20 protein-coding genes are annotated in these 19,768 nt (G+C 68.9%); 8 read left to right on the top strand and 12 right to left on the bottom strand.

Features of this window, described 5'->3' with window-relative positions; translation table 11 throughout:
* Window positions 1-2 precede the first annotated feature (2 nt).
* From EDF47_RS08655 to EDF47_RS08640, 4 genes are read left to right on the top strand one after another with little or no spacing between them, the layout of a single operon-like run.
* The gene (locus EDF47_RS08655) at window positions 3-947 is read left to right on the top strand and encodes a carbohydrate binding domain-containing protein (protein WP_133936759.1); all 945 of its coding nucleotides are present in this window, start codon (window positions 3-5) and stop codon (window positions 945-947) included.
* A 2-nt stretch (window positions 948-949) separates the two neighbouring features.
* Window positions 950-2,713: a hypothetical protein gene (locus EDF47_RS08650; protein ID WP_133936761.1), complete on the top strand. Its 1,764-nt coding sequence runs from the start codon at window positions 950-952 to the stop codon at window positions 2,711-2,713.
* 10 nt (window positions 2,714-2,723) lie between these two features.
* Window positions 2,724-3,347, top strand: coding sequence for a hypothetical protein (locus EDF47_RS08645; protein ID WP_133936763.1), 624 nt, complete (start codon window positions 2,724-2,726; stop codon window positions 3,345-3,347).
* On the top strand, window positions 3,344-3,538 hold the full coding sequence (locus EDF47_RS08640) for a hypothetical protein (RefSeq protein WP_133936765.1): 195 nt from the start codon (window positions 3,344-3,346) through the stop codon (window positions 3,536-3,538). The genes EDF47_RS08645 and EDF47_RS08640 overlap by 4 nt, the downstream gene beginning before the upstream one ends.
* Here EDF47_RS08640 and EDF47_RS08635 read toward each other — a convergent pair.
* The 9 genes from EDF47_RS08635 to EDF47_RS08600 form a co-directional block, all read right to left on the bottom strand.
* A complete protein-coding gene (locus EDF47_RS08635) occupies window positions 3,528-4,088 on the bottom strand; it encodes a hypothetical protein (RefSeq protein WP_133936767.1) in 561 nt (186 codons plus the stop codon). The genes EDF47_RS08640 and EDF47_RS08635 overlap by 11 nt on opposite strands.
* Before the next feature lie 30 nt (window positions 4,089-4,118).
* Window positions 4,119-4,277, bottom strand: a complete 159-nt coding sequence (locus EDF47_RS19790) for a hypothetical protein (RefSeq protein ID WP_166673207.1) — start codon at window positions 4,275-4,277, stop codon at window positions 4,119-4,121.
* 357 nt (window positions 4,278-4,634) lie between these two features.
* Complete coding sequence (locus tag EDF47_RS08630; protein WP_123673347.1) at window positions 4,635-4,925, bottom strand: DUF1905 domain-containing protein; 291 nt, start codon at window positions 4,923-4,925, stop codon at window positions 4,635-4,637.
* Window positions 4,926-5,150: 225 nt separating this feature from the next.
* Window positions 5,151-6,071 carry an endo-beta-N-acetylglucosaminidase H gene (locus EDF47_RS08625; protein WP_131878506.1) on the bottom strand — a complete coding sequence of 307 codons (921 nt, stop codon included), beginning with the start codon at window positions 6,069-6,071 and terminating at the stop codon, window positions 5,151-5,153.
* A 49-nt stretch (window positions 6,072-6,120) separates the two neighbouring features.
* A complete protein-coding gene (locus EDF47_RS08620) occupies window positions 6,121-9,120 on the bottom strand; it encodes a glycoside hydrolase family 38 C-terminal domain-containing protein (protein ID WP_133936769.1) in 3,000 nt (999 codons plus the stop codon).
* A 50-nt stretch (window positions 9,121-9,170) separates the two neighbouring features.
* Window positions 9,171-10,565, bottom strand: a complete 1,395-nt coding sequence (locus EDF47_RS08615; RefSeq protein WP_133936771.1) for a cellulase family glycosylhydrolase — start codon at window positions 10,563-10,565, stop codon at window positions 9,171-9,173.
* Window positions 10,565-11,386: a carbohydrate ABC transporter permease gene (locus tag EDF47_RS08610; RefSeq protein WP_123294190.1), complete on the bottom strand. Its 822-nt coding sequence runs from the start codon at window positions 11,384-11,386 to the stop codon at window positions 10,565-10,567. The genes EDF47_RS08615 and EDF47_RS08610 overlap by 1 nt, the downstream gene beginning before the upstream one ends.
* 167 nt (window positions 11,387-11,553) lie before the next feature.
* The gene (locus EDF47_RS08605) at window positions 11,554-12,432 is read right to left on the bottom strand and encodes a sugar ABC transporter permease (protein WP_131878500.1); all 879 of its coding nucleotides are present in this window, start codon (window positions 12,430-12,432) and stop codon (window positions 11,554-11,556) included.
* A complete protein-coding gene (locus tag EDF47_RS08600; RefSeq protein ID WP_131878498.1) occupies window positions 12,432-13,724 on the bottom strand; it encodes a sugar ABC transporter substrate-binding protein in 1,293 nt (430 codons plus the stop codon). The genes EDF47_RS08605 and EDF47_RS08600 overlap by 1 nt, the downstream gene beginning before the upstream one ends.
* A 115-nt stretch (window positions 13,725-13,839) precedes the next feature.
* Between EDF47_RS08600 and EDF47_RS08595 the strand changes: the two genes are divergently transcribed.
* The 3 genes from EDF47_RS08595 to EDF47_RS19785 all read left to right on the top strand — a co-directional run bounded on the left by EDF47_RS08595 (window position 13,840) and on the right by EDF47_RS19785 (window position 15,550).
* On the top strand, window positions 13,840-14,871 hold the full coding sequence (locus EDF47_RS08595; protein ID WP_133936773.1) for a LacI family DNA-binding transcriptional regulator: 1,032 nt from the start codon (window positions 13,840-13,842) through the stop codon (window positions 14,869-14,871).
* Between the two features lie 91 nt (window positions 14,872-14,962).
* Window positions 14,963-15,295, top strand: a complete 333-nt coding sequence (locus EDF47_RS08590; protein ID WP_123293983.1) for a hypothetical protein — start codon at window positions 14,963-14,965, stop codon at window positions 15,293-15,295.
* Window positions 15,296-15,397: 102 nt separating this feature from the next.
* Entirely contained in the window at window positions 15,398-15,550 is a 153-nt protein-coding gene (locus EDF47_RS19785; RefSeq protein WP_159572741.1) for a hypothetical protein, read from the top strand.
* A gap of 8 nt (window positions 15,551-15,558) precedes the next feature.
* Here EDF47_RS19785 and EDF47_RS08585 read toward each other — a convergent pair whose 3' ends face one another.
* From EDF47_RS08585 to EDF47_RS08575, 3 genes are read right to left on the bottom strand one after another with little or no spacing between them, the layout of a single operon-like run.
* On the bottom strand, window positions 15,559-16,422 hold the full coding sequence (locus EDF47_RS08585; RefSeq protein WP_132099650.1) for an EamA family transporter: 864 nt from the start codon (window positions 16,420-16,422) through the stop codon (window positions 15,559-15,561).
* Window positions 16,423-16,435: 13 nt separating this feature from the next.
* The gene (locus EDF47_RS08580) at window positions 16,436-17,098 is read right to left on the bottom strand and encodes a response regulator transcription factor (RefSeq protein WP_111084503.1); all 663 of its coding nucleotides are present in this window, start codon (window positions 17,096-17,098) and stop codon (window positions 16,436-16,438) included.
* A gap of 39 nt (window positions 17,099-17,137) precedes the next feature.
* Window positions 17,138-18,694 (bottom strand): sensor histidine kinase, encoded by a 1,557-nt coding sequence (locus tag EDF47_RS08575; RefSeq protein WP_133936775.1) that lies wholly within the window; start codon window positions 18,692-18,694, stop codon window positions 17,138-17,140.
* 133 nt (window positions 18,695-18,827) lie between these two features.
* Here EDF47_RS08575 and EDF47_RS08570 point away from each other — a divergent pair, with 133 nt between their 5' ends.
* Entirely contained in the window at window positions 18,828-19,670 is an 843-nt protein-coding gene (locus EDF47_RS08570) for a helix-turn-helix domain-containing protein (protein WP_166673206.1), read from the top strand.
* Window positions 19,671-19,768: the final 98 nt, after the last annotated feature.

Below are 19,768 nucleotides of genomic sequence, written 5' to 3'. Positions count from 1 at the left end.
CCATGACCACGACGATCACCATCCCGGCTCTCCAGACCCCGGTGACGCACGCTTGGACTGGGGCTGCCAACAGCAGCGTGTCCACTGAGTCAGTGGGCGGAGTGGTGCAGCGCCGAAACCTCATGCTGAACCCCGGCTTTGAGGCCGGAACGATCGCGTACTGGACCAGCGCTTCGAACGCCCCGTTCACGGTCGGGACTGCGCTTCCCCACAGTGGCCTCTACAGTGCCAAGTACACAGCGAGCGGCGACGGGCTGATGCTCGCAGGCCAGTCCGGCCGTGCTGTCTCGGCAGAGACCGCCTACATCGCTTCGGCCTGGGTGAACCTCCCCAATGACCTCGCAGCGCCGTTCTCGTTCCGGGTCACGTTCAAGAACAGCGCAGGAGCCTCGCTGGGAACGATGATCTCCTCGACCATGATGCAGTGGGCCACGGGTGGCTGGTCGCAGATCTCGATGGACTTCACGACGCCTGTCGGTACCGCCACGGTGGACATCTACTTCATGTACTCGACTGCTGCGAAGGCCGGGGACACGTTCTACATCGACGACGCCATGCTGGAAACCCCGAGCACCTACACGGGGAACTATTTCGATGGCAGCACGCCGACCTCCTACCTCGGGTTCTCGACCAGCCCGCTCCTCGTAGACGGCTGGACCGAGAGCGCCGAGAGCCGGAACATCATCAACCCTGTCCTGGGCGGGGGTGTGGACGTCACCCCGCAGGCTGCGAGCAAGCGCTCCGGCTCGTTTGTGCTCGTCTACCAAGACGAGGCCGACGCCGTGGCGGCGTTCGACATGCACCGGATGGCCACCACCTTCGTCCTGACGGACACGGACCGTCCCAGCGTCGGTATGACGTACGTGCTCTCCGGGACTGTGGAGCGAACCCTCGACGACGAGTCCCGTGACTTCTGGCTCGTAACCGTGAACTACCAGGAGATCTGACCATGGCGCTCCTGGATGACGTGACGTGCGCCCTGACTGTTGGCTCCGTCGCCCTAGACATCGTGGACCGACAGTTCACCCTGTCGCTCGACGAGGGCAACCGGCCCTTCTACCAGGCCACGGCAACCATCAATCGTCCCTCCGATTCCGCGTACGCCGCTCTCGATCCCACACGCCGCAGCGTCGTGACAGCGAAGATCTCCACGGGCGGGGTGCAGTACCTGTCCTCTGGCTTCCTCGTGCACACCCGCACAGCCGACCCGAGCACGAACACCGTGACGTTGCAGTTGGTCAGCGTGGAGTTCGACCTCCTGACCTACAGCCCCCGCACGGACACCGTGTGGCGCAACCTCACCAGCGTCCGGACGCTCTGCCAAGAAGCGCTGTCGCTGACGGCTGGTGTTGTGTCCACGTCGGTCGCGTTCGTTGGAGGTGCGACCGACAAGTCCTTCCTGACCTACACCGCCGCCAAGAACCTGTTCCCGAACCCGAACGTGACGACCAACACGGGCTTCACGGCGTACTCCTCTGCTGGCTCCTCCACGACATACGTGTCCGCGCAGTTGGTCCAGTCCACCGGGACGCAGGCCCCGTACGGGAACGCAGCACGCACGACAGCGAAGGCCACGTTGACCTCCATCGACGTGCGCTACCCGCAGAACGCGCCCAACCCCATCTCTGGCTCTGCCGGTCAGCAGTACTCCGCATCGGTGTCGGTTCGCGCCTCCGCTGGCCTCACGAACGGCACGCTCTACATCCAGTTCTGCGACTCCGCAGGGGCCGTGCTTCAGACGTACTCCAAGAGCACGACGGAGATGACCTCCAACTTCGTCAGCAGCGTCCGCATGAGCGTGACCGCCGTCGCTCCCGAGGGCACGTCCACCATCGGGCTGGTCCTCCGCGCCACGGGGTCAGTCGTGAACGGCTCCGTGCTGGACGGTGCGCAGTGGATGGTGTTGGAGGGCAACGGCCTTGACCCGAACGCGCCCAGCGGCACCCTCCACCCGTTCTTCTCCGGAGCGACCGCTGACAGTGCCGACTACCACTACTCCTGGGACGGGGACGCTGACGTGTCCCCGAGCAACCGCACGCCCCTCGTGGACCGTTCCCCGGACTCGCTGGTCTGGACTCCGGGTGCGAGCGCGGACGACTTCCTGGAGCCGATCCTGGACGCGGTGGGCCTTCGCCTCTTCTACCGAGAAGACGGGCAGTGGTGCTTGGCCGACAACGGCTACAGCCTCCCGGGCCAGTTGACCGTGCAGGACGGATCGAACCTCTATGAGGGAACCGAGACCGTCAGCATCGGTGAGGACAGCGTGGACGGCTACCCCATGAACGCGGACGCCGTACTCCTCAACTACGTCTGGACCGACTCCATCACGGGCCAGGAGAAGAAGGCTTTCGACTTCGCGATCACGCCCAACTACAAGCGTCCCTACCGCGAGGAGATCGAACGGCCCTTCCCTGGACCGGGGCAGGCGAAGCACCTACTCGCACGACTCCAGGCACGGAAGTACGCGCTGGACGTGATCGCACGGCCGGACTTCTCCGCGCGCCCTGGGATGACCGCTCTCATCTCACTCCCGGGGAGCGCCGCCCAGACGGGCTACGTGGAAGCGCTGGACTTCGACCTCTCGTCCGCACAGATGAGTGTCACGACGAAGGGCCTCGTGACTGCGCTGAACAACTCCTACGGCAAGGCCCCTGCCGACCAGACCTACGCGGACGTGGCCTCCACGGTCACCTACGCGACGTACACGAACTAGAGGAGACATCATGGCCATCGGCGATGCAGCAGGCGCGAAGGGTCTGAAGGTGTACTCCGCCTCGGACCTCGTGACGCTTGGCTATCAGCAGAACAACCAGCGGGGCGACGAGATTGCGGCCGTCATGGCGCGCGCCGACAAACTGGAAACCCAGTCCATCGGGGTCCCGAAGTTCGGCGTTCGGAAGTCCACCAACGGCACCAGCCTGCCCAGTGACGTCTGGAAGTTGATGGCCGCAGAGGCGTGGGCGGCTCCTCACAAGAACATCGGCGGCTTCACGTGGTCGGGCGGCGTCCTCCGCGTGCCCCGTGCCGGGTTCTACTTCGTTCAGGCGCACATGAAGCCGTACGCAGACGACTACTACGCCATCGCGATCGAGGTCACGAAGAACACGACCGCTGCCGGGACTGCCAACTCCATCGCTACATCGGAGGTCTACCCCGGTGCTCGAGCCTCCAACACGTCCAACATGGTCGCCCCGAGCGTCACGGCATCGGAACCCCTCGTGCCGCTCAACGCTGGCGACCTCCTCCGGGTTCTCTGCTACGAACGCAACTACGGAGCGAACACGACGCAACTCAACGACCGCGGCACAGACCTGTCCATGTCGGTCATCTGGCAGGACTCGCTGTGACCGAGGAGGAGGCGAGCGCCCTCGCCACCTCCCTTGGGCTGGTGCTCCAACGGCAGAAGGACGTCTACAGGATCAAGGACGCCGAGGACGGCTCCATCGTCGGGTACGTGGACGACGCCCCCGGTGGGTGGGGTCTGTCGCTGGAGGACGTGGAGATCCTCTTGTCGGCCCTCCTCCCGACTACTTCTTGAACTCCTTCTGAGCGTCATTGATGAAGGTCCCAACGAGTTCCCCAGGCTGGTGCATCCACGTCGGGTGCTTGAGGTCCTTGCGCATCTGCTTGAACAGTTCCTCGAAAGCGAGAACCATCCTTCGCGTGTCCTCCGGACTCTCGCTTGCGACCTGTCGGAAGTTGTTCCAGGCGAGGATCACCCCACGGGATCCGAATGTGATGAGGGGTGCTGGGATCCCGGCGAAGATCTTGACCATTGCCGTGGTGTCAGCGGTCTTCGACTTGCCGAGATTCATCATCCCGATCAGGTTCTTGATCGTCTCCTCGTAGAACTCGGTCTTCTGTTCCCGTACGGCTTCGTGACGGACCCGACGGCCTTGCAGGTACATCGACGTACCGAACGTGATCACGGGCACCGAGACAGCCGCGAAGATCGTTCCGGTGATTGATCGCGTGTCCTTCGGGAGTCCCTCGAACCAGTGGAACGCTCCGAGGAGGAGCCAGCCAACTCCCCACAGAGCGAGCGCACCCACTGCCAACACGACGATCCCGAGGATGAAGTTCTTCACTGTCTGACCCATGACGCCCCCTACCGATTCCTAGGCGATCTTGGACGCCGGGATGAAGTGGCCCGAGACGCCGCCCTCGCAGCGCCAGTCGAGTGACGTGGCGCTGCTGCGCGACAGCCGGGGGTCGGCCCGCTCAACGAGGTGGATCGGGAGGCCATGGGTCGGGCAGGTCTTCTGCTCATTGCTCATGTATTGATCGTCCGCCAAGCCACCGACATCTGGTGAGCGTGCTCAATTCGTGCCCAAACGTGCCCAAACGTGCCCAGAAACAGGTACCGTGAGAGCAGGCCTCGACCGACTCGTTTTCAGAAATAAGCCGGTCAGAGGCGGAATGGCGCGGAGGCGCTGAGTGCCCAGATTGGACTTCCAAACTGGCCACGCGGGTTCGATTCCCGTCATCCCCTCTCTCGTTCCTCCCTCTGTCTACGGTTGCCGCACGGTGCAGTGTTCTCCGGCCCGTGCACGGTTGCTTGCTCAGTGCGAGGTTGTTCCGGCGCACCGAGCGATCAACGTCGCACGGGGCGAACACGCGCGCACCGTGCGTCGTCAGGGACTGCCGAGTTCGAGCGTGATCTGCGGGGCGTCGCCGAGTTCCACCCGGGCACGCTTGCGCTCCGCCGCACGCAACGGCACGAGGTACCCGCCGTCCTTCGGGAACAACGAGGTGGTCCAGGTCACGGCGCCGATCGTCACCCGGGCAGGGATCACACCCCAGCCGTAGGTGAGCATCGGCGCGAGGTCGGCGATGACCTCGGCGGCGTCCGGCGGCACGACGGCGAAGAAGAACGGTGACGGGCCGCGCCACTCGATCACCTCACCGCGGAACTCGAGCTCCATGTCGCGATCGTACGGCCGCGTCGTCGAGCGCGCCGGACCGGGTTCCGATCTCGGTCCGTGACGGTTCCGGTTCACGATCACCGGGATCTGCGAACCGGAACCGTCAAGCGCGAGGAGGAACTGGTGCCTCCTCGGAGCCAGCGGGACGTGGACGACGGACGCGCCCCGTGTTTCCAGGCCGGAACCGGGGAGCACGGGGCGCGAGCCGCCGTCAGGACGGAAGGGTCAGCGGTACGACGCGGCCTGACCGTAGAGCTTCTGCGTCAGGGCGGAGACGTAGGCGGACTTGTCACCTCCCGGCAGGTTGTACGTCATGAAGACGCCGTACCCGTCCGCCTTCGTGCGCTGCGCGAGCGACACCGCCGTCGACTGCGAGGTGTTCTGGATGTCCACCGCGGCAGCGGACAACCTGGACTTGTCGAGTCCCGGGATCGACGGCGCCGAGTACGTGCCGTAGTAGGGGTTCCAGGCGTAGTCGAGCTTCGAGCCGACGGTGCTGCTCGACGACGACAGCGAGGACGAGGCCGGGCCGATGTCGTAGAACGAGATGAGCTTGCCGGGCATCTGGGCACGCAGCGCGGTGATGAGCCAGCCGATCGACTGCTGGTTCGGCTGCGGGGTGCCGTTCGCGCCGTAGTCGGAGTACTCGTCGTCGAGGTCGACGCCGTCGAGTCCGTACTTCGACACGGTGGCGGCGATCTGGGACGCGAAGTCCGACGCCGCGGCCTGGGTCGGGAAGTTGGCGATGCCCGCACCCTGGTGGTTGCCGAGGACCGACAGCGACACCTTGATGCCCTTCGCCTGCAGCGGCTTGATCTGCGTGGCAGCGTTGTCGAGGGTCGCCTGCACCTTGTCGTTGTTGACCAGAACTGCCTTGGAGCCGTTCCAGTTGATGTTCGCCGCGAAGATGATCGCGACGTCGAAGGCGTTCGCACCGCCGGACAGCGTGTAGCGGCCGACGTTCGCGAGCTGGTCGTTGTTGACCTCGACGTAGGCGATGCTCGTCGGCCCCGACTTCGTCGCGGCGGCAGTGCCGGCGGCGGCTGCAGCAGCGGTCGGTGCTGCGGTCGCGGCTGACGGCACCAGTGGCGCCGCCACCATCGCGGCGATTGCCGCCACGATCCCGAACTTCATGGACTTCTTCATGACACTCCCCTTCGAGTGGTGAACCGGCCGGCGGTCGCCGACCGGGGTCTCAGACGCGCGGGAACCGGAAGGTCCGCACCTCGTACGCGTCGACGGCGAACGACGACGCATCCGTGTCGGTCAACGGCTCTTCGAGCAGGGTGACCTCGGCAGACGGTCCGAAGGGCCCGTCGACCGCGATCCCCCCGGTCCCCCGCCGCCCCACCGGCTCGTACACCCGCACGACCAGGTCGCCGGAGCGGTCGTCGGCGAGCTTGACGCTCGACAGCACGACCCCGCCGGACACCCGCACGAGCGGCGCGAACCCGTGCGTCCCGGTGACGGTCCGCGCGCCGGCGTTCATCCGGACGCCGGCCGCGGTGGCTCCGAGCTGGTCCGTCCCGATGACGATGCCGTACCGGTGCGTCTGCACGCCCTGGTCCGTCTCGGGGTCGGGGAACCGCGGTGCGCGCAGCAGCGACAGCCGCACGGTGGTGGTGACGTGCCCGTCAACGGCGTCGCGGGTGGTGTCGAACCCGTGGATCGAGTCGTTCACGAGCGCGACGCCGAAGCCCGGTTCGGACACCAGCACGTAGCGGTGCGTCGACGTCTCGAACTTCGCGGCCTCCCACGAGGTGTTCGTGTGCGTCACCCGCTTCTGCGCCCCGAACTGCGTCTCGGCGACGGTGTGCTCGGCGCGGACGTCGAGCGGGAACGCGACCTTGAGGAACTTCTCGGTCTCGTGCCAGTCGGTCGTCTGGTCGAACTCGAGCGTGCGGGAGTCCGGTGCGAGGACGATCTCCTGCCGCACGGTCGAGTCACCGAAGGACCGCGACACGACGACCCGGGCGACACCGGCGTCGTCGACCGAGGCTGTCAACCCAGTGACCGCCACGAGGTCCTCGACGCGGTTCCGGTAGTACCGGTCGACGTCCCACGCGTCCCACATGTTCGGGAAGTCCTGGTGCAGCTGCAGCAGGTTCGCGGCCTGCCCGGCGGCGATCGCCTCGCGCCCGCTGGCCAGGTCGACGGCGCTCGTGACGAGTCCCTGGTCGGTGACCGTCACGCGCACCAGCTCGTTCGCCAGCACGTACCCGCCGTCCTGCTCCGTCAGCGTGACAGCGGTCGGTTCCGCCACGTCGGTCGCCAGGACCGCGCCCTGCGCGGGTGCGCCGGCCTGGAGGAACGGGGCCGGGTTCACGACGACGGCTGCCTGCCCGGTACCGGCGAGCGCCGAGAGCACCTGGCCGATGATCGCGGTCAGCGCCGCGGCCGTCTCGGCGTACTTCGCCTCGGCTTCGCGGTGCACCCAGGCGATCGAGGTGCCCGGCAGGATGTCGTGGAACTGCTGGAGCAGCACCTGCTGCCACAAGGCGTCGAGCTCGTCGTACGGGTAGGCGAAGTCGCTGCGTGCGGCGGCGGTCGTGGCCCAGAGCTCGGCCTCGATGAGGAGCTGTTCGCACCGGCGGTTGCCCTGCTTGGTGCCGTGCTGGCTGGTCAGGGTGGCGCGGTGCAGCTCGAGGTACAGCTCCCCCACCCACACCGGCGGGTCCGGCAGTTCGGCCTTCGCGCGGTCGAAGAACGTGTCGGGGTGCTCCCAGCGGACCTTCGCGCTGCCCTCGAGGTCGGCGAGCCGTGCGGCCGTCCCGGTCATCTCGCGGGTGGTGCCACCACCGCCGTCGCCCCAGCCCACCGGGGCGATCGACCCGGTGGCGAGCCGGTTCTCACGGAACTGGCGGGAGGCCTTCGCGACCTCGCTGCCGGACAGGCGCGAGTTGTAGGTGTCCATCGACGGGAAGTGCGAGAACACCCGTGAGCCGTCGATGCCCTCCCACAGGAACGTGTGGTGCGGGAACTTGTTGACCTGGTTCCACGAGATCTTCTGCGTGAAGAACCACTCGAAGCCCGCACGGCGCATGAGCTGCGGCAGCGCCGGCGAGTACCCGAAGCTGTCCGGCAGCCAGACGCCCTTGGGCCGTATGCCGAACTCGCGCTCGAAGAACCGCTGCCCCTGCGAGAACTGGCGGACGATGCTCTCGCCGGTCGGCATCACGGTGTCGGACTCGACCCACATGCCGCCGATCGGCAGGAACCGTCCGGCCTCGACGGCGGCCTGCACCCGGGCGTAGACCTCGGGGCGGTGTTCCTTGATCCAGGCGTACTGCTGCGCGCTCGACATGCCGTACAGGAAGTCGTCGGTCTGGTCGATGAGCTCGGTCATCGTCGACGTGGTGCGGGCGACCTTGCGGATCGTCTCGCGGACCGGCCAGAGCCAGGCGGAGTCGATGTGGGCGTGGCCGATCGCCGAGATCGTGTGCGCCGAGGATTCTGCGGGGGCGGCGAGCACCTCGGCGAGCGCCGCACGGGCGTCCCCGGCGGTCTCCGGGATGTGCTGCAGGTCGAGCGCGTCGAGGGCGTCGTCGAGAGCCTGCAGGATCCGCATCCGTCGCGGTCCCTCGGGCAGCTCGGCCTGCAGTTCGAGCAGGACGTCGATGTCGAGCGCGAGCTCGTGCACCTCGGACTCGAACACGGCGAGGTCCATCCGGCGCGAGGTGTACAGCCGCTTCGACGACGAGGTCTGGATGTCGCCCTCGTGCGTGACGAGGAAGGGGTGGTAGTCGAGCAGGACCGGGTTCGACGCCGCCTCGACGAAGAGCTCGATCGTCTCCCCGCCTTCGGCCCGTTCCGTCAGCAGCACCCACTGGTTGCGCGGGTTGATCGACTTCACCGGCGTGCCGTCGGCCAGGTACACGAGGCCCTCGCACTGGAACCCCGGCATGTTCTTGTCGAAGCCGAGGTCGATCACGGCCTCGACCCGGCGACCGGCCCACTCGGCCGGCACCGTCCCGGTGAGCCGGAACCACGTCGTCCCCCAGGCCGCACCCCAGGGCGTGCCGACCTCGTACGGTTCGAAGGTGAGCTGCAGGCCCTCGGTCGGCGGGACGGGCTCACCGGGCAGCTCGTGCCACGCGGTCTCCAACGGCACGGCGGTGGCGTGCACCGCCGGCGTGATGCGCTCGTCGAGGACCCGGCGGGCCCGTCCGGTGGTGAGGGGGATGTCGTCGTGCATGGGGCCTTCCAGGGTCGGGGCGTGGGCGCGGGTCAGCGCGTGGTCGCGGGTCAGCGCGTGGTCGCGGGGTGCGCGACGCGGATGGAGGTGGAGTCGAGCTCGGCGGGCACGTCGACGCAGCGGTCGATGCCACGGGCGGCGAGCATCCCGGTGTCGCCGAGCCGGGAACGCAGGACGACTTGCGGGCCGCGACCGTCCGGTTCCGCCGACGCGACCGCGAGCCAGGCGGCGGCGAACCGTCCGCCGGGGGCGCAGTCGGCACGCATCCCGTGTCGGTCCGAGCCGTCGGGCAGCACGTCGTCGAGCACGAGCGCCGTGGCCGGAGGCGCAGCAGCGGTGCCGGTGGCACCGGACCGTGCGACAGCGGCAAAGGCCTCGCCCGCGGGCTTGATCCGGCCGTCGTTGGTGAAGAGCCCGAGGTCGTACTCGAGCTCCGGGAAGTCGGCGAGCGACCTGGCGACGTCGTGCGAGCACCACCACGTGACACCGAGCACCTCCTGCGCCCCGAGCACGTGCCGGATGGTCTGCTCGGTGAACGAGGCAGCGTCGGCGGGATCGACGACGTTGGTGGGCGCCCCGACCTCTTGCAGCCAATTCGGCCGTGCGGGGTCGCGGTTCCACGCGGCGGCGAGCTGGAGCAGGTACTCCCCGTGCCGCACCGATCCCGGTCCGAGTGCGCCGTGCAGGGCCGCCGAGCCGTTGAACACCCACGAGTGCGTGACGGTGGCGTCACCGTGGTCCGCCGCGTGCTCCGGTCCGAACGGCTGCGCGTCGTCGTACCAGGCCGCGTCGTACTGCGCGACGGTGACCAGCGGCCGTGGACGCGACCCACTGCCGGACGGAGCCGACGCGGACGGGTCGACCCGGGCCTCCAGGCCGGACGAACCTGCCGAACCTGCCGAACCGGGCGGACCGGACGCGAGCCCGGACCGTGCCGCCGCGACCATCGCTGCCGCCCACGCGTGCCCCTGCTCCGCCGTGATGTCGTGCGGGGCGGGGTGCGGCGCGTGCGCGAACTGGTTCACCTCGTTGCCGATGGTGATGCCGAGCAGGTTCGGCTTGTCCGCGACCGCTGCGGCGAGCGCCCGGACGTACGCCGCGGTCGACGCGACGACGTCCGGGTCGGTGAACATGTTCCGACGGTGCCAGCTGTCCAGCCACGACGGCACGAAGTCGAAGCTCGACAGGTGCCCCTGCAGCGCGTCGACGTTGACGTCGAGTCCGAACGAGCCGGCGATGTCCACGACCGTCGCGACGTCCTGCAGTGCCGACGCCCGGATGAGGGTGCGGTTCGGCTGCACCACCGGCCAGAGCGGGAAGATCCGCACGTGGTCGGCGCCGAGCGAGGCGATCGCCTCGAGGTCCCTGGCGGTGTCCGACGGTGAGAAGTCGAGCCACGAGTGGAACCAGCCGACCGAGGGCGTGTAGTTGACCCCGAAGCGCATCAGCCCTTCACACCGCCCTCTTCGACGCCCTTGAAGAAGAACCGCTGCAGGACGGCGAAGATCACGGCGATCGGGATGAACGCGATCATGGTGCCGGCGGCGATCATGCGCTGGTCGGTCGCGAACGTGCCCTGCAGGTACTGCAACCCGACGGTCAGGGTGAGGTTCTCCGGCGACTGCAGCACGATGAGCGGCCACAGGAAGTCGTCCCACGCCCCGATGAACGAGAAGATCGCGATGACGGCGATGGTCCCCTGCACGGCGGGCAGCGAGATGTACCGCAGCCGCTGCATCGCGTTCGCACCGTCCATCACCGCGGCCTGGTCGATCTCCTCGGGGATCTGCCGGAACGCGTTGAACATGAGCAGTACGTTCAGCGCGGCGATCATGCCGGGCAGGGCGACGCCGACCAGGTTGTCGGCGAGGCCGAGGTCCTTGACGGTGACGAACTGCGAGATGATCGTCGCCTCGCCGGGCAGGACGAGGGTGGCGAGGAACAGTCCGAGTACGAGCTTGCGGTGCCGCCACTGCAGCCGCGCCAGGGCGAAGCCGGCGAGCGTCGCGAAGACGATGTTGCCGAACACGTCGATCGCGGCGACGAGCAGCGAGTTGCCGATGTAGCGCCACACCGGGATCGCGGCGGCCACCTTGAGGTAGTTCTCGATGGTCGGCTCGGTCGGGATGAACGACGGGTTCGCGGTGTAGATGTCCTCGCCGGCGCCCTTGAGCGAGGTGGACAGCTGCCACAGGAACGGGCCGATCGTGATGAAGAGCACCACGATGAGCAGGACGTAGCGCACGACCTTCTCGCGGGTGGACATGACACCCCAGACCGCGCGACGGCGCTTGCGTCCGCCTCGTCCGTCTCGTCCGTCTCGTCCGTTCGGCCGGGAGGCCCGTCCCGCGTCCGTCGCGCCGGTCACGTCCGGCGTCGGGCTGGCTGCACCGCGCGCCCCGCCCAGGGCGGGTTCGGTGGTCGTCGTGTTCGTCACTTGTCCGCCTTGCTGTTCATCCGCGCGAGGGCGAGCATCGGGATCAGCGTCACGACGAAGAGCAGGAGGCTCAGGGCGGACGCGTAGCCGAGGTTGCCGGTGAAGCCGCGGGCGTACTGCTGGATGAGCATGACGAGCGAGTTGTCCTGCCCGCCGGGTCCACCGGTGCCGTTGGTGAGGATGTAGAGCTCGCTGAACACCCGGAGCGCGGAGACGCACACCAGGATCCCGACGAGCGTCATGGTGCCCCGGACCCCCGGCATGGTGACCGACCAGAACCGGCGCACCGACCCGGCGCCGTCGAGGGCGGCCGCTTCGTGCAGGTCCTTGCCGACGTTCCCGAGAGCCGCGAGGAAGATGATCATGTAGTAGCCGAGGCCCTTCCAGACCGTCAGGCTGATCGCGCTGAGGAGCAGCAGCCACCGGTCGGTCAGGAACGGGACGCTGCCCTGCACGACGCCGAGCGCCTGCGCCATCTCGTTGATGACGCCGCGGTCGTCGAGGATCCAGGTCCAGATGAGCCCGACGACCACGGCCGACGCGATGACCGGCGTGTAGAACGCCGTGCGGAAGAACGCGATCCCCGGCAGCTTCTGCTGGACGAGCACCGCGATGAGCAGCGGCAGCACGGTCAGCAGGGGCAGGCAGATCGCCATGTAGATGACGCTGTTGAGCAGCGCCTCCCACACCTGCGGATCGGCGAGCAGGGTCTCGAAGTTCTCGAGCCCGACCCACTGGCTCACGCCCCCCAGCGGGCTCGCGTTCGTGAACGACAGCCGGACGGTGTTGATCGACGGCCAGAGGCTGAACGCGACGAGCCAGACGAGGGCCGGCAGGACGAGCAGCCAGGGCGTGAACCAGCGGTTGGCGCGCATCAGCCGTTGGCCAGCAGGCTGTTCATCTTGGTCTGAGCCGTCTGCAGCGCCTTCTCCGGCGCGACCTGGCCCTTCATGGCGAGGGCGATCTGCTGGTCGAGGAAGTCCGTCATCGCGGAGTTCGCCTCGACCGGGTTGAGGACCTTCGCGGTCTTCAGGGCCTCGTTCGCCAGGACACGGGCCTCGCCGTTGACGGTGCCGTCGTCCTTCGAGAAGTACGGGTCGGACTGCGAAGACGTGGTCGACGGGAAGATGTTGACCTTGTGCGCGAACGCCTCTTGGTTCTCCGCGTTCGTCATGAACTCCGCGAACGCCTCGGCGGTGGCGAGGTGCTTCGACTTGGCCGACACCGACAGGCCCTGCACGTACAGCGGCGGGGTGTCGAGCGCCGGGCTGACCGTCACCTTGCCCTTGAGTGACGGGTTGTTCTTCTCGAAGTCGGCGAGCGAGGTCGCGCCGCCCGTGGTCCAGGCGACCTTCTGCTGCGTGAACAGCGTCGAGTTGCCGAGGTAGTCGCTGTTCAGCACGTTCGAGGGCATGTAGCCGTCCTGGTACGCGTCCTTGTAGCGCTCGATCAGGTCGGCGGCCTTCGACGAGTCGGCGAAGGTGAACTTCGTGCCGTCCGCGTTGAGGACCTTCACGCCGGCCAGGGTGAAGTCGCCGAGGCCGGGCTTCCGGCTCATCAGGTAGTCGGCCGGGCAGTTCTCGTGCATGGTCTTCGCCTGCGTGAACAGCTCGTCGGTGGTCTTCGGCGGGTTCTTCGCGTCGAGGCCGCACTTCGCGAACATCGTCGCGTTCCAGTAGTCGACGTCGGTGTTGAGGTACCAGGGGTAGCCGAACGTGCCGTCGACGCCCTTGTACTTGTAGGAATCGAGCGCGCCGGCGACGTACGTGCTCGCGAGCTTCGTGTCGTCCTTCGCGACGTCCTGCAGGAACCCACGCTTCGCGAGCGGCAGGGCGATGTCCGGCGGCAGGTTGATGACGTCGGGCAGCGAGTTCGACGACGCCTGGCTGAGCACCTTGTCGGCGTAGCCGTCGCCCGGCTGGTCCTGCAGCTTGACCTTCGCGTCGGGGTGGGCCTTCTCGAAGTCGGCGATCACCCCGTTCAGGTAGCCCGTGTACGTCGGCGTGAGCGCCCACGTCTGCAGCGTGATCGACCCGCTGATCTCGCCGCTGCCGGTGTCGGCCGCGTTGCCGCCGCTCGAGCAGCCGGTCAGGACGAGTGCCGTGGCGGCAGCTCCTGCGAGCAGCGCTGCGGCGCGGCTCCTCGTCGCACGTGTGGTGGTCCTCATGGCGTCTGACTCCCTCGTCATCCTGCGTGGTCATCGTGCTGAACCGGTTCAGTTCCTGTCCCTGAACCCGCTTGTAGCAGTGACTATGAAGGACTAAAACGCTATAGTCAAGCCCGTGGCCACGAACCGTCGAACGACGATCTCCGACATCGCCGCACGTGCCGGCGTGTCCGTCAGCGCTGTGTCGTTCGCCCTCAACGACCGCCCCGGCGTGTCCGACGAGACCCGCGAACGCGTCCGGGCGATCGCTCGCGAACTCGACTGGCAACCGCACACCGCAGCACGCGCCCTGGGCGGCGCGAAGGCCGGCTCGATCGGCTTCGTGCTGAACCGGCCGGCCCGCACACTCGGCACCGAGTCGTTCTTCGGCGACCTGATCTCCGGCATCCAACTCGGGCTCGCCGGCACCCACGTCGGGATGAACCTGCTCGTGGCGCGCGACGCGGCCGAGGAACTCGAGACCTACCGGGCCTGGTGGCGCGGGCATCGGGTCGACGGCGTCGTCGTCATCGACCCGCGGCGCGACGACGACCGACTCACCCTGCTCGCCGAACTCGGCATGCCCACGGTCGTCGTCGGCTCCCATCCCTCACCCGAGGGCTCCGCACCGAGCGTGTGGATCGACGACGGCGACGCGACCGACACGGTCCTGCGGTACCTGCACGCGCTCGGGCACCGGCGCATCGCGCACGTCGCCGGGCGCCCCGAGTTCGAGCACACCGCCATGCGGATCGGCCGCGTCCGGGCCTTCGCGGCGACCGAGAGGCTCACGGACGCCGTGTCGATCCCGACCGACTACTCGGCCGAGGCCGGCGCGAGTGCGACCCGGACCCTGCTGTCCCGCAGCAGTCGACCGACGGCGATCGTGTACGACAACGACGTCCTGGCGGTCGCCGGACTCGGGGTCGCGAGCGAGATGGGCGTCGCGGTGCCGACCGACGTCTCGATCGTGTCCTTCGACGACTCGGCGATGATCCAGCTCGTCCGGCCGTCCATCACCTCGCTGACCCGCGACACCGTGGAGCTCGGGCAGCGCGCGGCGACACTCCTGCGAGCGCAGATCGACGCCACTGCACCGCTGGCGTCACGGCCCGGACCACCACTGACCTTGAGCGTGCGGGAATCGACGGCGCGCGCGCAGCCCTGACCGCTCCCCGACACGCCGAGCGGCACGTCGGCGTCCGTCCACGGCGCGCGGCGGACTTGACTCCCGTTCGAACACACGTTCGAATACCGTCGTGGGACGGCGTCGCGAGAACCGGTGGCAGCCCCCGGAGCACCCGGAGGTCGAACGTCCGCGCGCCTACTCGCTCTCAGAGGACGCCCGCGGGCCCGACGTCTGCCACGCCGTCACCCCCGTGCCGGTCTGGGCGTGGATCCAGTTCCCGACATTCCACGTCCGGGTGAAGGCCTTCGCGAAGAGCTGGACCCGCGATGCCGTCATGGTCGAGTGGGCCCAGTTCGGACAGCAGGCGGACGCGTGGGTGTGGCGGTCCGCCGTGAAGCACCGCACCCTGCGCGCCGACCAGGCGGAGCGCGCGATGCGGAGTCCGCAGAACGCAGCGCGTTGACTTCTGCTCGCACCCCGAGGATGGTTTGTCGAACACCGGTTCGGCAAGTAACTCACTGATCGAGGCATTCGTTCGAGTGTCGCTCCGGGACGAGGAGGCACCATGAAGAACACAGCGGTGCCGTCCTGGGTCGCCCACGTGCTCACCCCGCCCGAGGTCATCAGCGCCTACGTCGAGGCCCGGGTCAACGATCCGGCCCTGCTGTCGGGCGAGCACACGGAACCCACGTACGCCGACTTCCTCGGCGACGAGTAGACGGTCGTTCAGCGGCGTCGGCGGCGCGCGGACAGCGTGACGCCGACGCTCGCAGCGGTGACGCACACCAGCGCCACCGTCTCCAGCACGGACAGCCCCTCGCTGAGCACCACGAGACCGGCCAGCGCGGCGATCGCCGGGCCGAGACTCTGCAGCACGCCGAACACCCGCGTCGGCATCCGCCGCAGCGCCAGCATCTCGAGGGCGTAGGGCAGCACGCTCGACAGCACCGCGACCGCGCCGAAGACGAGCAGGAGCACGGGTTCGCGGGCCACGCCGTCGATCGCGGACGGGAGCCCGAACGGCAGCGACACGAGCATCGCGACCACCATCGACACCACCAGGCCGTCGACACCCGGGATCGCGGCGCCGACGTGCCGGTTCATCACGATGTAGCCCGCCCAGCACGCCGCCGCGAGCACGGCCCAGACCACGCCGCCGACCTCGGTCACGGCGCTCGGGCCGACCCCGAGCAGCACGACGCCGGCGAGCGCCAGGGCGGCCCAGAGCGCGTCCCGCCACCGCCGGGTGTGCACGAGGGACAGGGCGAGCGGACCGAGGAACTCGATCGTCACCGCGACCCCGATCGGGATGGTCGCGAAGGCCAGGTAGATGAAGACGTTCATACCGCCGAGCGCCAGCCCGAGGCCGACCGCGCCGAGCCACTGCGCGCGGGTCCAGTGCCCGACGCGGGGACGGACGACCAGCGCGAGCACCACTGCGCCGATCACGAGCCGGAGCGTCGCGGCCCCGACCGCGCCGACGTCGTCGAAGTGGGTCTTCGCGATCGCGGCACCGAGCTGGACGGACACCATCGCGGTGAGGGCGAGCAGCGGAGCCGGGATCCGGTCGGTGCCGCGGGCCTGGTTCATCCGCGGGACCGGCTCATCCGAGGTAGGCGAGCACGGCGAGGACGCGGCGGTGGTCCTCGCCGGTGTCCTCGAGCGCGAGCTTGCCGAAGATGCTCGACACGTGCTTCTCGACGGCGCCGGTGCCGATGACGAGGGCGCGGGCGATGGCCGCGTTCGTGCGCCCCTCGGCCATCAAGCCGAGCACGTCGCGTTCGCGCGGGGTGAGCGCGGCGAGTGGGTCGCGCCGCCGGCTCATCAGCTGCGTGACGACCTCGGGGTCGAGCACGGTGCCACCGGCCGCGATCCGACGAACGGCGTCGTCGATCTCCTCGAGCCGGGTGACGCGGTCCTTGAGCAGGTAGCCGATGCCCGTCGCACCGGCGGCGAGGACGTCTTCGGCGTAGGTGGCCTCGACGTACTGTGAGAGGAGCAGGACCCCGGTGCGCGGGGCGATCCGGCGGGTCTCGACGGCGGCGCGGACGCCTTCGTCGGTGAAGGTCGGCGGCATCCGGACGTCCATGACGACGACGTCGGGAGCGCCGTCGGGCAGCGTCGCGAGGAACGCACGGGCGTCGGCGTACTGGCCGATGACGTCGATGCCGGCTTCGTCGAGCACGCGGGCCAGGCCCTCGCGCAGCAGGACGGCGTCGTCGACGACGACGGCCCGGATGCGTGCTGCATCCGGGCCGTCTGTCATGCCGACCAGCCTAGTGGGAGCGCGGGCGCTCCCGTGGGGTCACGACCGCGGGTTCGCCGTCGTGGGGACGCCGTTCAGGGCACCGAGCGGGATCCGCGCCGTGGCCTCGGTCGGGCCGCCCTCGGGGCTCGCGACGACCAGGTCGCCGTCGAGCGCGCGCATCCGGCCGATCAGGCCCTCGATGCCGTGGCCCTGCTGGGGTCGTGCTCCGCCGCGGCCGTCGTCGGTCACGCTGACGGTCAGGTACCAGAGCCCGGAGGCGTCGACCACGAGGCCGAGGTACACCCCGGCGGTCGTGGCGCCGGCGTGCTTCATGGTGTTCGTCAGGAGCTCACTCACCGTGAAGTACACGTTGCGCTGGATCTCCGTCGCGAGCTCGAGGCCCTCGGGCAGGCGGACGTCGAGGCCGACCGGGATCGGGGTGCGGGCGACGAGCGCTTCGAGGGCCGCCACGAGCCCGCGGTCGAGCAGGATCGGCGGGGCGAACCCGCGGGACAGCGCACGCAGTTCGTCGAGGGCGTCCTGCGCGTGCTCGGAGGCCTCGCCGATCAGCTGCTTCGCCTTCTGCGGGTCCTTCTCGAACGCGCGTTCCGCTGCCGACAGGTCCATCCGGAGCCGCACCAGGCGCTGCTGGGGGCCGTCGTGCAGGTCGCGCTCGATCTGGCGCAGGGCCTGACCCTCGGCGGTCACGGCACCGGCACGGGAGGCCTGGAGTCCGGCGACGCGCTGCTCGAGCTGCTCGGCACGGAACCCGCCGAGCAGACCGAAGTCCACCCAGTAGTGCGCGATGACCGAGCCACGGGCCCAGAGCGGGAACAGCACGACCGAGGCGGCCATCGACAGCACCCCGAGGAACCCGAACCCGACGACGGAGGTCATGTCCCACCCGAAGTACTGCGCACTCAGTCCGTTCGCGAACGCGACCACCGCGAGCCCGACGGGCCAGAGGAACCCGGCGAGCAGCAGGACGCCGGCGCCCACGGTGAAGAGCGCGACGAGCGGGTAGACGACCGCTGCGTGCAGCAGGTAGAGCCAGTAGTGCGGGTTGGCGACCGCGGAACCGGTGCGCGTCCACCAGTTCTGCTGCCAGCGGGGCGTCCAGTCCACCGGGCGGATCGGACGCCGGTCTGCCCATCCGATGCGGAGCTTCTCGAACTGTCCGAGCCACCGCGCCACGAACAGCGCGATGAAGAACATCAGCAGCACGAACGGGTTGAACAGGTCGCGGAAGCCGCCGCCGAAGATCGCCGCGGGGAACGCGAAGTAGAGCGTGCAGAGCAGCACCCCGGTCAGGGCCATGTAGCCGAAGTCGCGCGGCAGGCGCTTCCACGACTCACGGTAGAACGCGCCGGCGGTCATGCCGGAGCCCGCGCTGCCGCCCCGGCCGCCACCCGGTGCCGATCCGTTCGGCGGGGTTGCTCCCCACGACGCCGGCGGCGTCTGCTGGTCGTGCTGTCGCGGGTACTGCGGCATCGGCTTGGTGGCTCCAGGTGGGACGGAGTCGCCCAGCGGGACGGTCTGGGCCTGGTCGGGCGAGGGCGTGACGTCGTCCAGCGGGACGGTTCGCGCCTGGTCGAGGCGGTCGGTGTCGGTCATGACTCCAGCCTCGCGATCACGGGGCCGTTCCCCCATCCTGCCCCCTCCCCACCCCGGGTGGGGTTATCCCCCCTCTCCACAGATCTCCCGAGGCCGATCGTCGCGGGACGGCCCGCAGGACATGCTCGTGGTGATGGGCGACGCACTCCGAGCACTGATCGACGCCGTCGGCCTCGAGGTCGGCCCCGGCGAGGAGATCCGATCCGACGACGACCGCTGGACGCTCGATCTCGATCCGGACGGTACGCACGCCTGGGTTGCGACCCGGCACCGGCCGGTCTGGCTCCACCGCGACGACACACTCGTGTTCATCGAGGCTGGTGGAGCCGCACTGGTCGAGCAGCACCCGACGACGTCGATCGGCTCCGACCCCGAGCGGCACGGTCCGCCTCGAACTGCTCCTTCGTACGACTTCCCGCACGAGGCCCTGTTCGCCGACACCGGCGTCGTCGTCGGATCGGCGAGGCTGGGGCCACTCGCTGCCGAGGTCCTCGCGCTCCCGCCGATCGCCACCACCCAGCCCGCGGGCTTCCCATCGGCCGACGTCGTGCTGGCGCTGCGTCACGTCGGTCACCTCGACGGCGGCCGGTGGCACGGCGTGCAGCAGGATGCGCTCGCGCGACTCGTGGTCACGACCGTGCTCCACGACAACCCACCGCCCTTGCTGCGCGACAACAGCCTGGCGAGGGTCCTCGACCGGCTCTTCGACCCTGTGGGCGGGCACTCGACCGCGGACCTGCTCGACGGCGTCGGCATGTCTCCGCGCACCCTCGAGCGTCGGTGCACCGAGACCACGGGCTGCACGCCGGCCCAGCTCGGGCGGTGGTTCCGGAGCCTCGGCGTCCGGAGTGCACTCACCCGGGGTGACCGTCCCGCCGAGGTCGCTGCACGCTTCGGCTTCAGCACCACCGCCTCCATGCGACGCGCGCTGCAGCGGGTCCGCGCACCGGAGACCGACCTCCCTCGGAGGTTCTGACGGTTCTGGTTCACGAATCCCGCGGTTCGCGAACCAGGACCGTCAGCCGCCCGGACAGAACATGCTTTCCCCGCCGCGCGGGCTGCGCGTAGTGTGCG

Source organism: Curtobacterium sp. PhB190 (assembly GCF_004365385.1).
In the GTDB taxonomy this organism is placed as follows: Bacteria; Actinomycetota; Actinomycetes; order Actinomycetales; family Microbacteriaceae; genus Curtobacterium.
This window is presented reverse-complemented; position numbering and strand designations above follow the sequence as displayed.

Coding starts and splice junctions, on each gene's coding strand:
- EDF47_RS08630 (WP_123673347.1), bottom strand. CDS start 4,925: ATGGAGCTCGAGTTCCGCGGTGAGGTGATCGAGTGGCGCGGCCCGTCA.
- EDF47_RS08600 (WP_131878498.1), bottom strand. CDS start 13,724: ATGAGGACCACCACACGTGCGACGAGGAGCCGCGCCGCAGCGCTGCTC.
- EDF47_RS08575 (WP_133936775.1), bottom strand. CDS start 18,694: ATGACCGACACCGACCGCCTCGACCAGGCGCGAACCGTCCCGCTGGAC.
- EDF47_RS08585 (WP_132099650.1), bottom strand. CDS start 16,422: ATGAACCAGGCCCGCGGCACCGACCGGATCCCGGCTCCGCTGCTCGCC.
- EDF47_RS08645 (WP_133936763.1), top strand. CDS start 2,724: ATGGCCATCGGCGATGCAGCAGGCGCGAAGGGTCTGAAGGTGTACTCC.
- EDF47_RS19790 (WP_166673207.1), bottom strand. CDS start 4,277: ATGAGCAATGAGCAGAAGACCTGCCCGACCCATGGCCTCCCGATCCAC.
- EDF47_RS19785 (WP_159572741.1), top strand. CDS start 15,398: ATGAAGAACACAGCGGTGCCGTCCTGGGTCGCCCACGTGCTCACCCCG.
- EDF47_RS08580 (WP_111084503.1), bottom strand. CDS start 17,098: ATGACAGACGGCCCGGATGCAGCACGCATCCGGGCCGTCGTCGTCGAC.
- EDF47_RS08650 (WP_133936761.1), top strand. CDS start 950: ATGGCGCTCCTGGATGACGTGACGTGCGCCCTGACTGTTGGCTCCGTC.
- EDF47_RS08615 (WP_133936771.1), bottom strand. CDS start 10,565: ATGCGCTTCGGGGTCAACTACACGCCCTCGGTCGGCTGGTTCCACTCG.
- EDF47_RS08655 (WP_133936759.1), top strand. CDS start 3: ATGACCACGACGATCACCATCCCGGCTCTCCAGACCCCGGTGACGCAC.
- EDF47_RS08620 (WP_133936769.1), bottom strand. CDS start 9,120: ATGCACGACGACATCCCCCTCACCACCGGACGGGCCCGCCGGGTCCTC.
- EDF47_RS08605 (WP_131878500.1), bottom strand. CDS start 12,432: ATGCGCGCCAACCGCTGGTTCACGCCCTGGCTGCTCGTCCTGCCGGCC.
- EDF47_RS08570 (WP_166673206.1), top strand. CDS start 18,828: ATGGGCGACGCACTCCGAGCACTGATCGACGCCGTCGGCCTCGAGGTC.
- EDF47_RS08625 (WP_131878506.1), bottom strand. CDS start 6,071: ATGAAGAAGTCCATGAAGTTCGGGATCGTGGCGGCAATCGCCGCGATG.
- EDF47_RS08610 (WP_123294190.1), bottom strand. CDS start 11,386: ATGTCCACCCGCGAGAAGGTCGTGCGCTACGTCCTGCTCATCGTGGTG.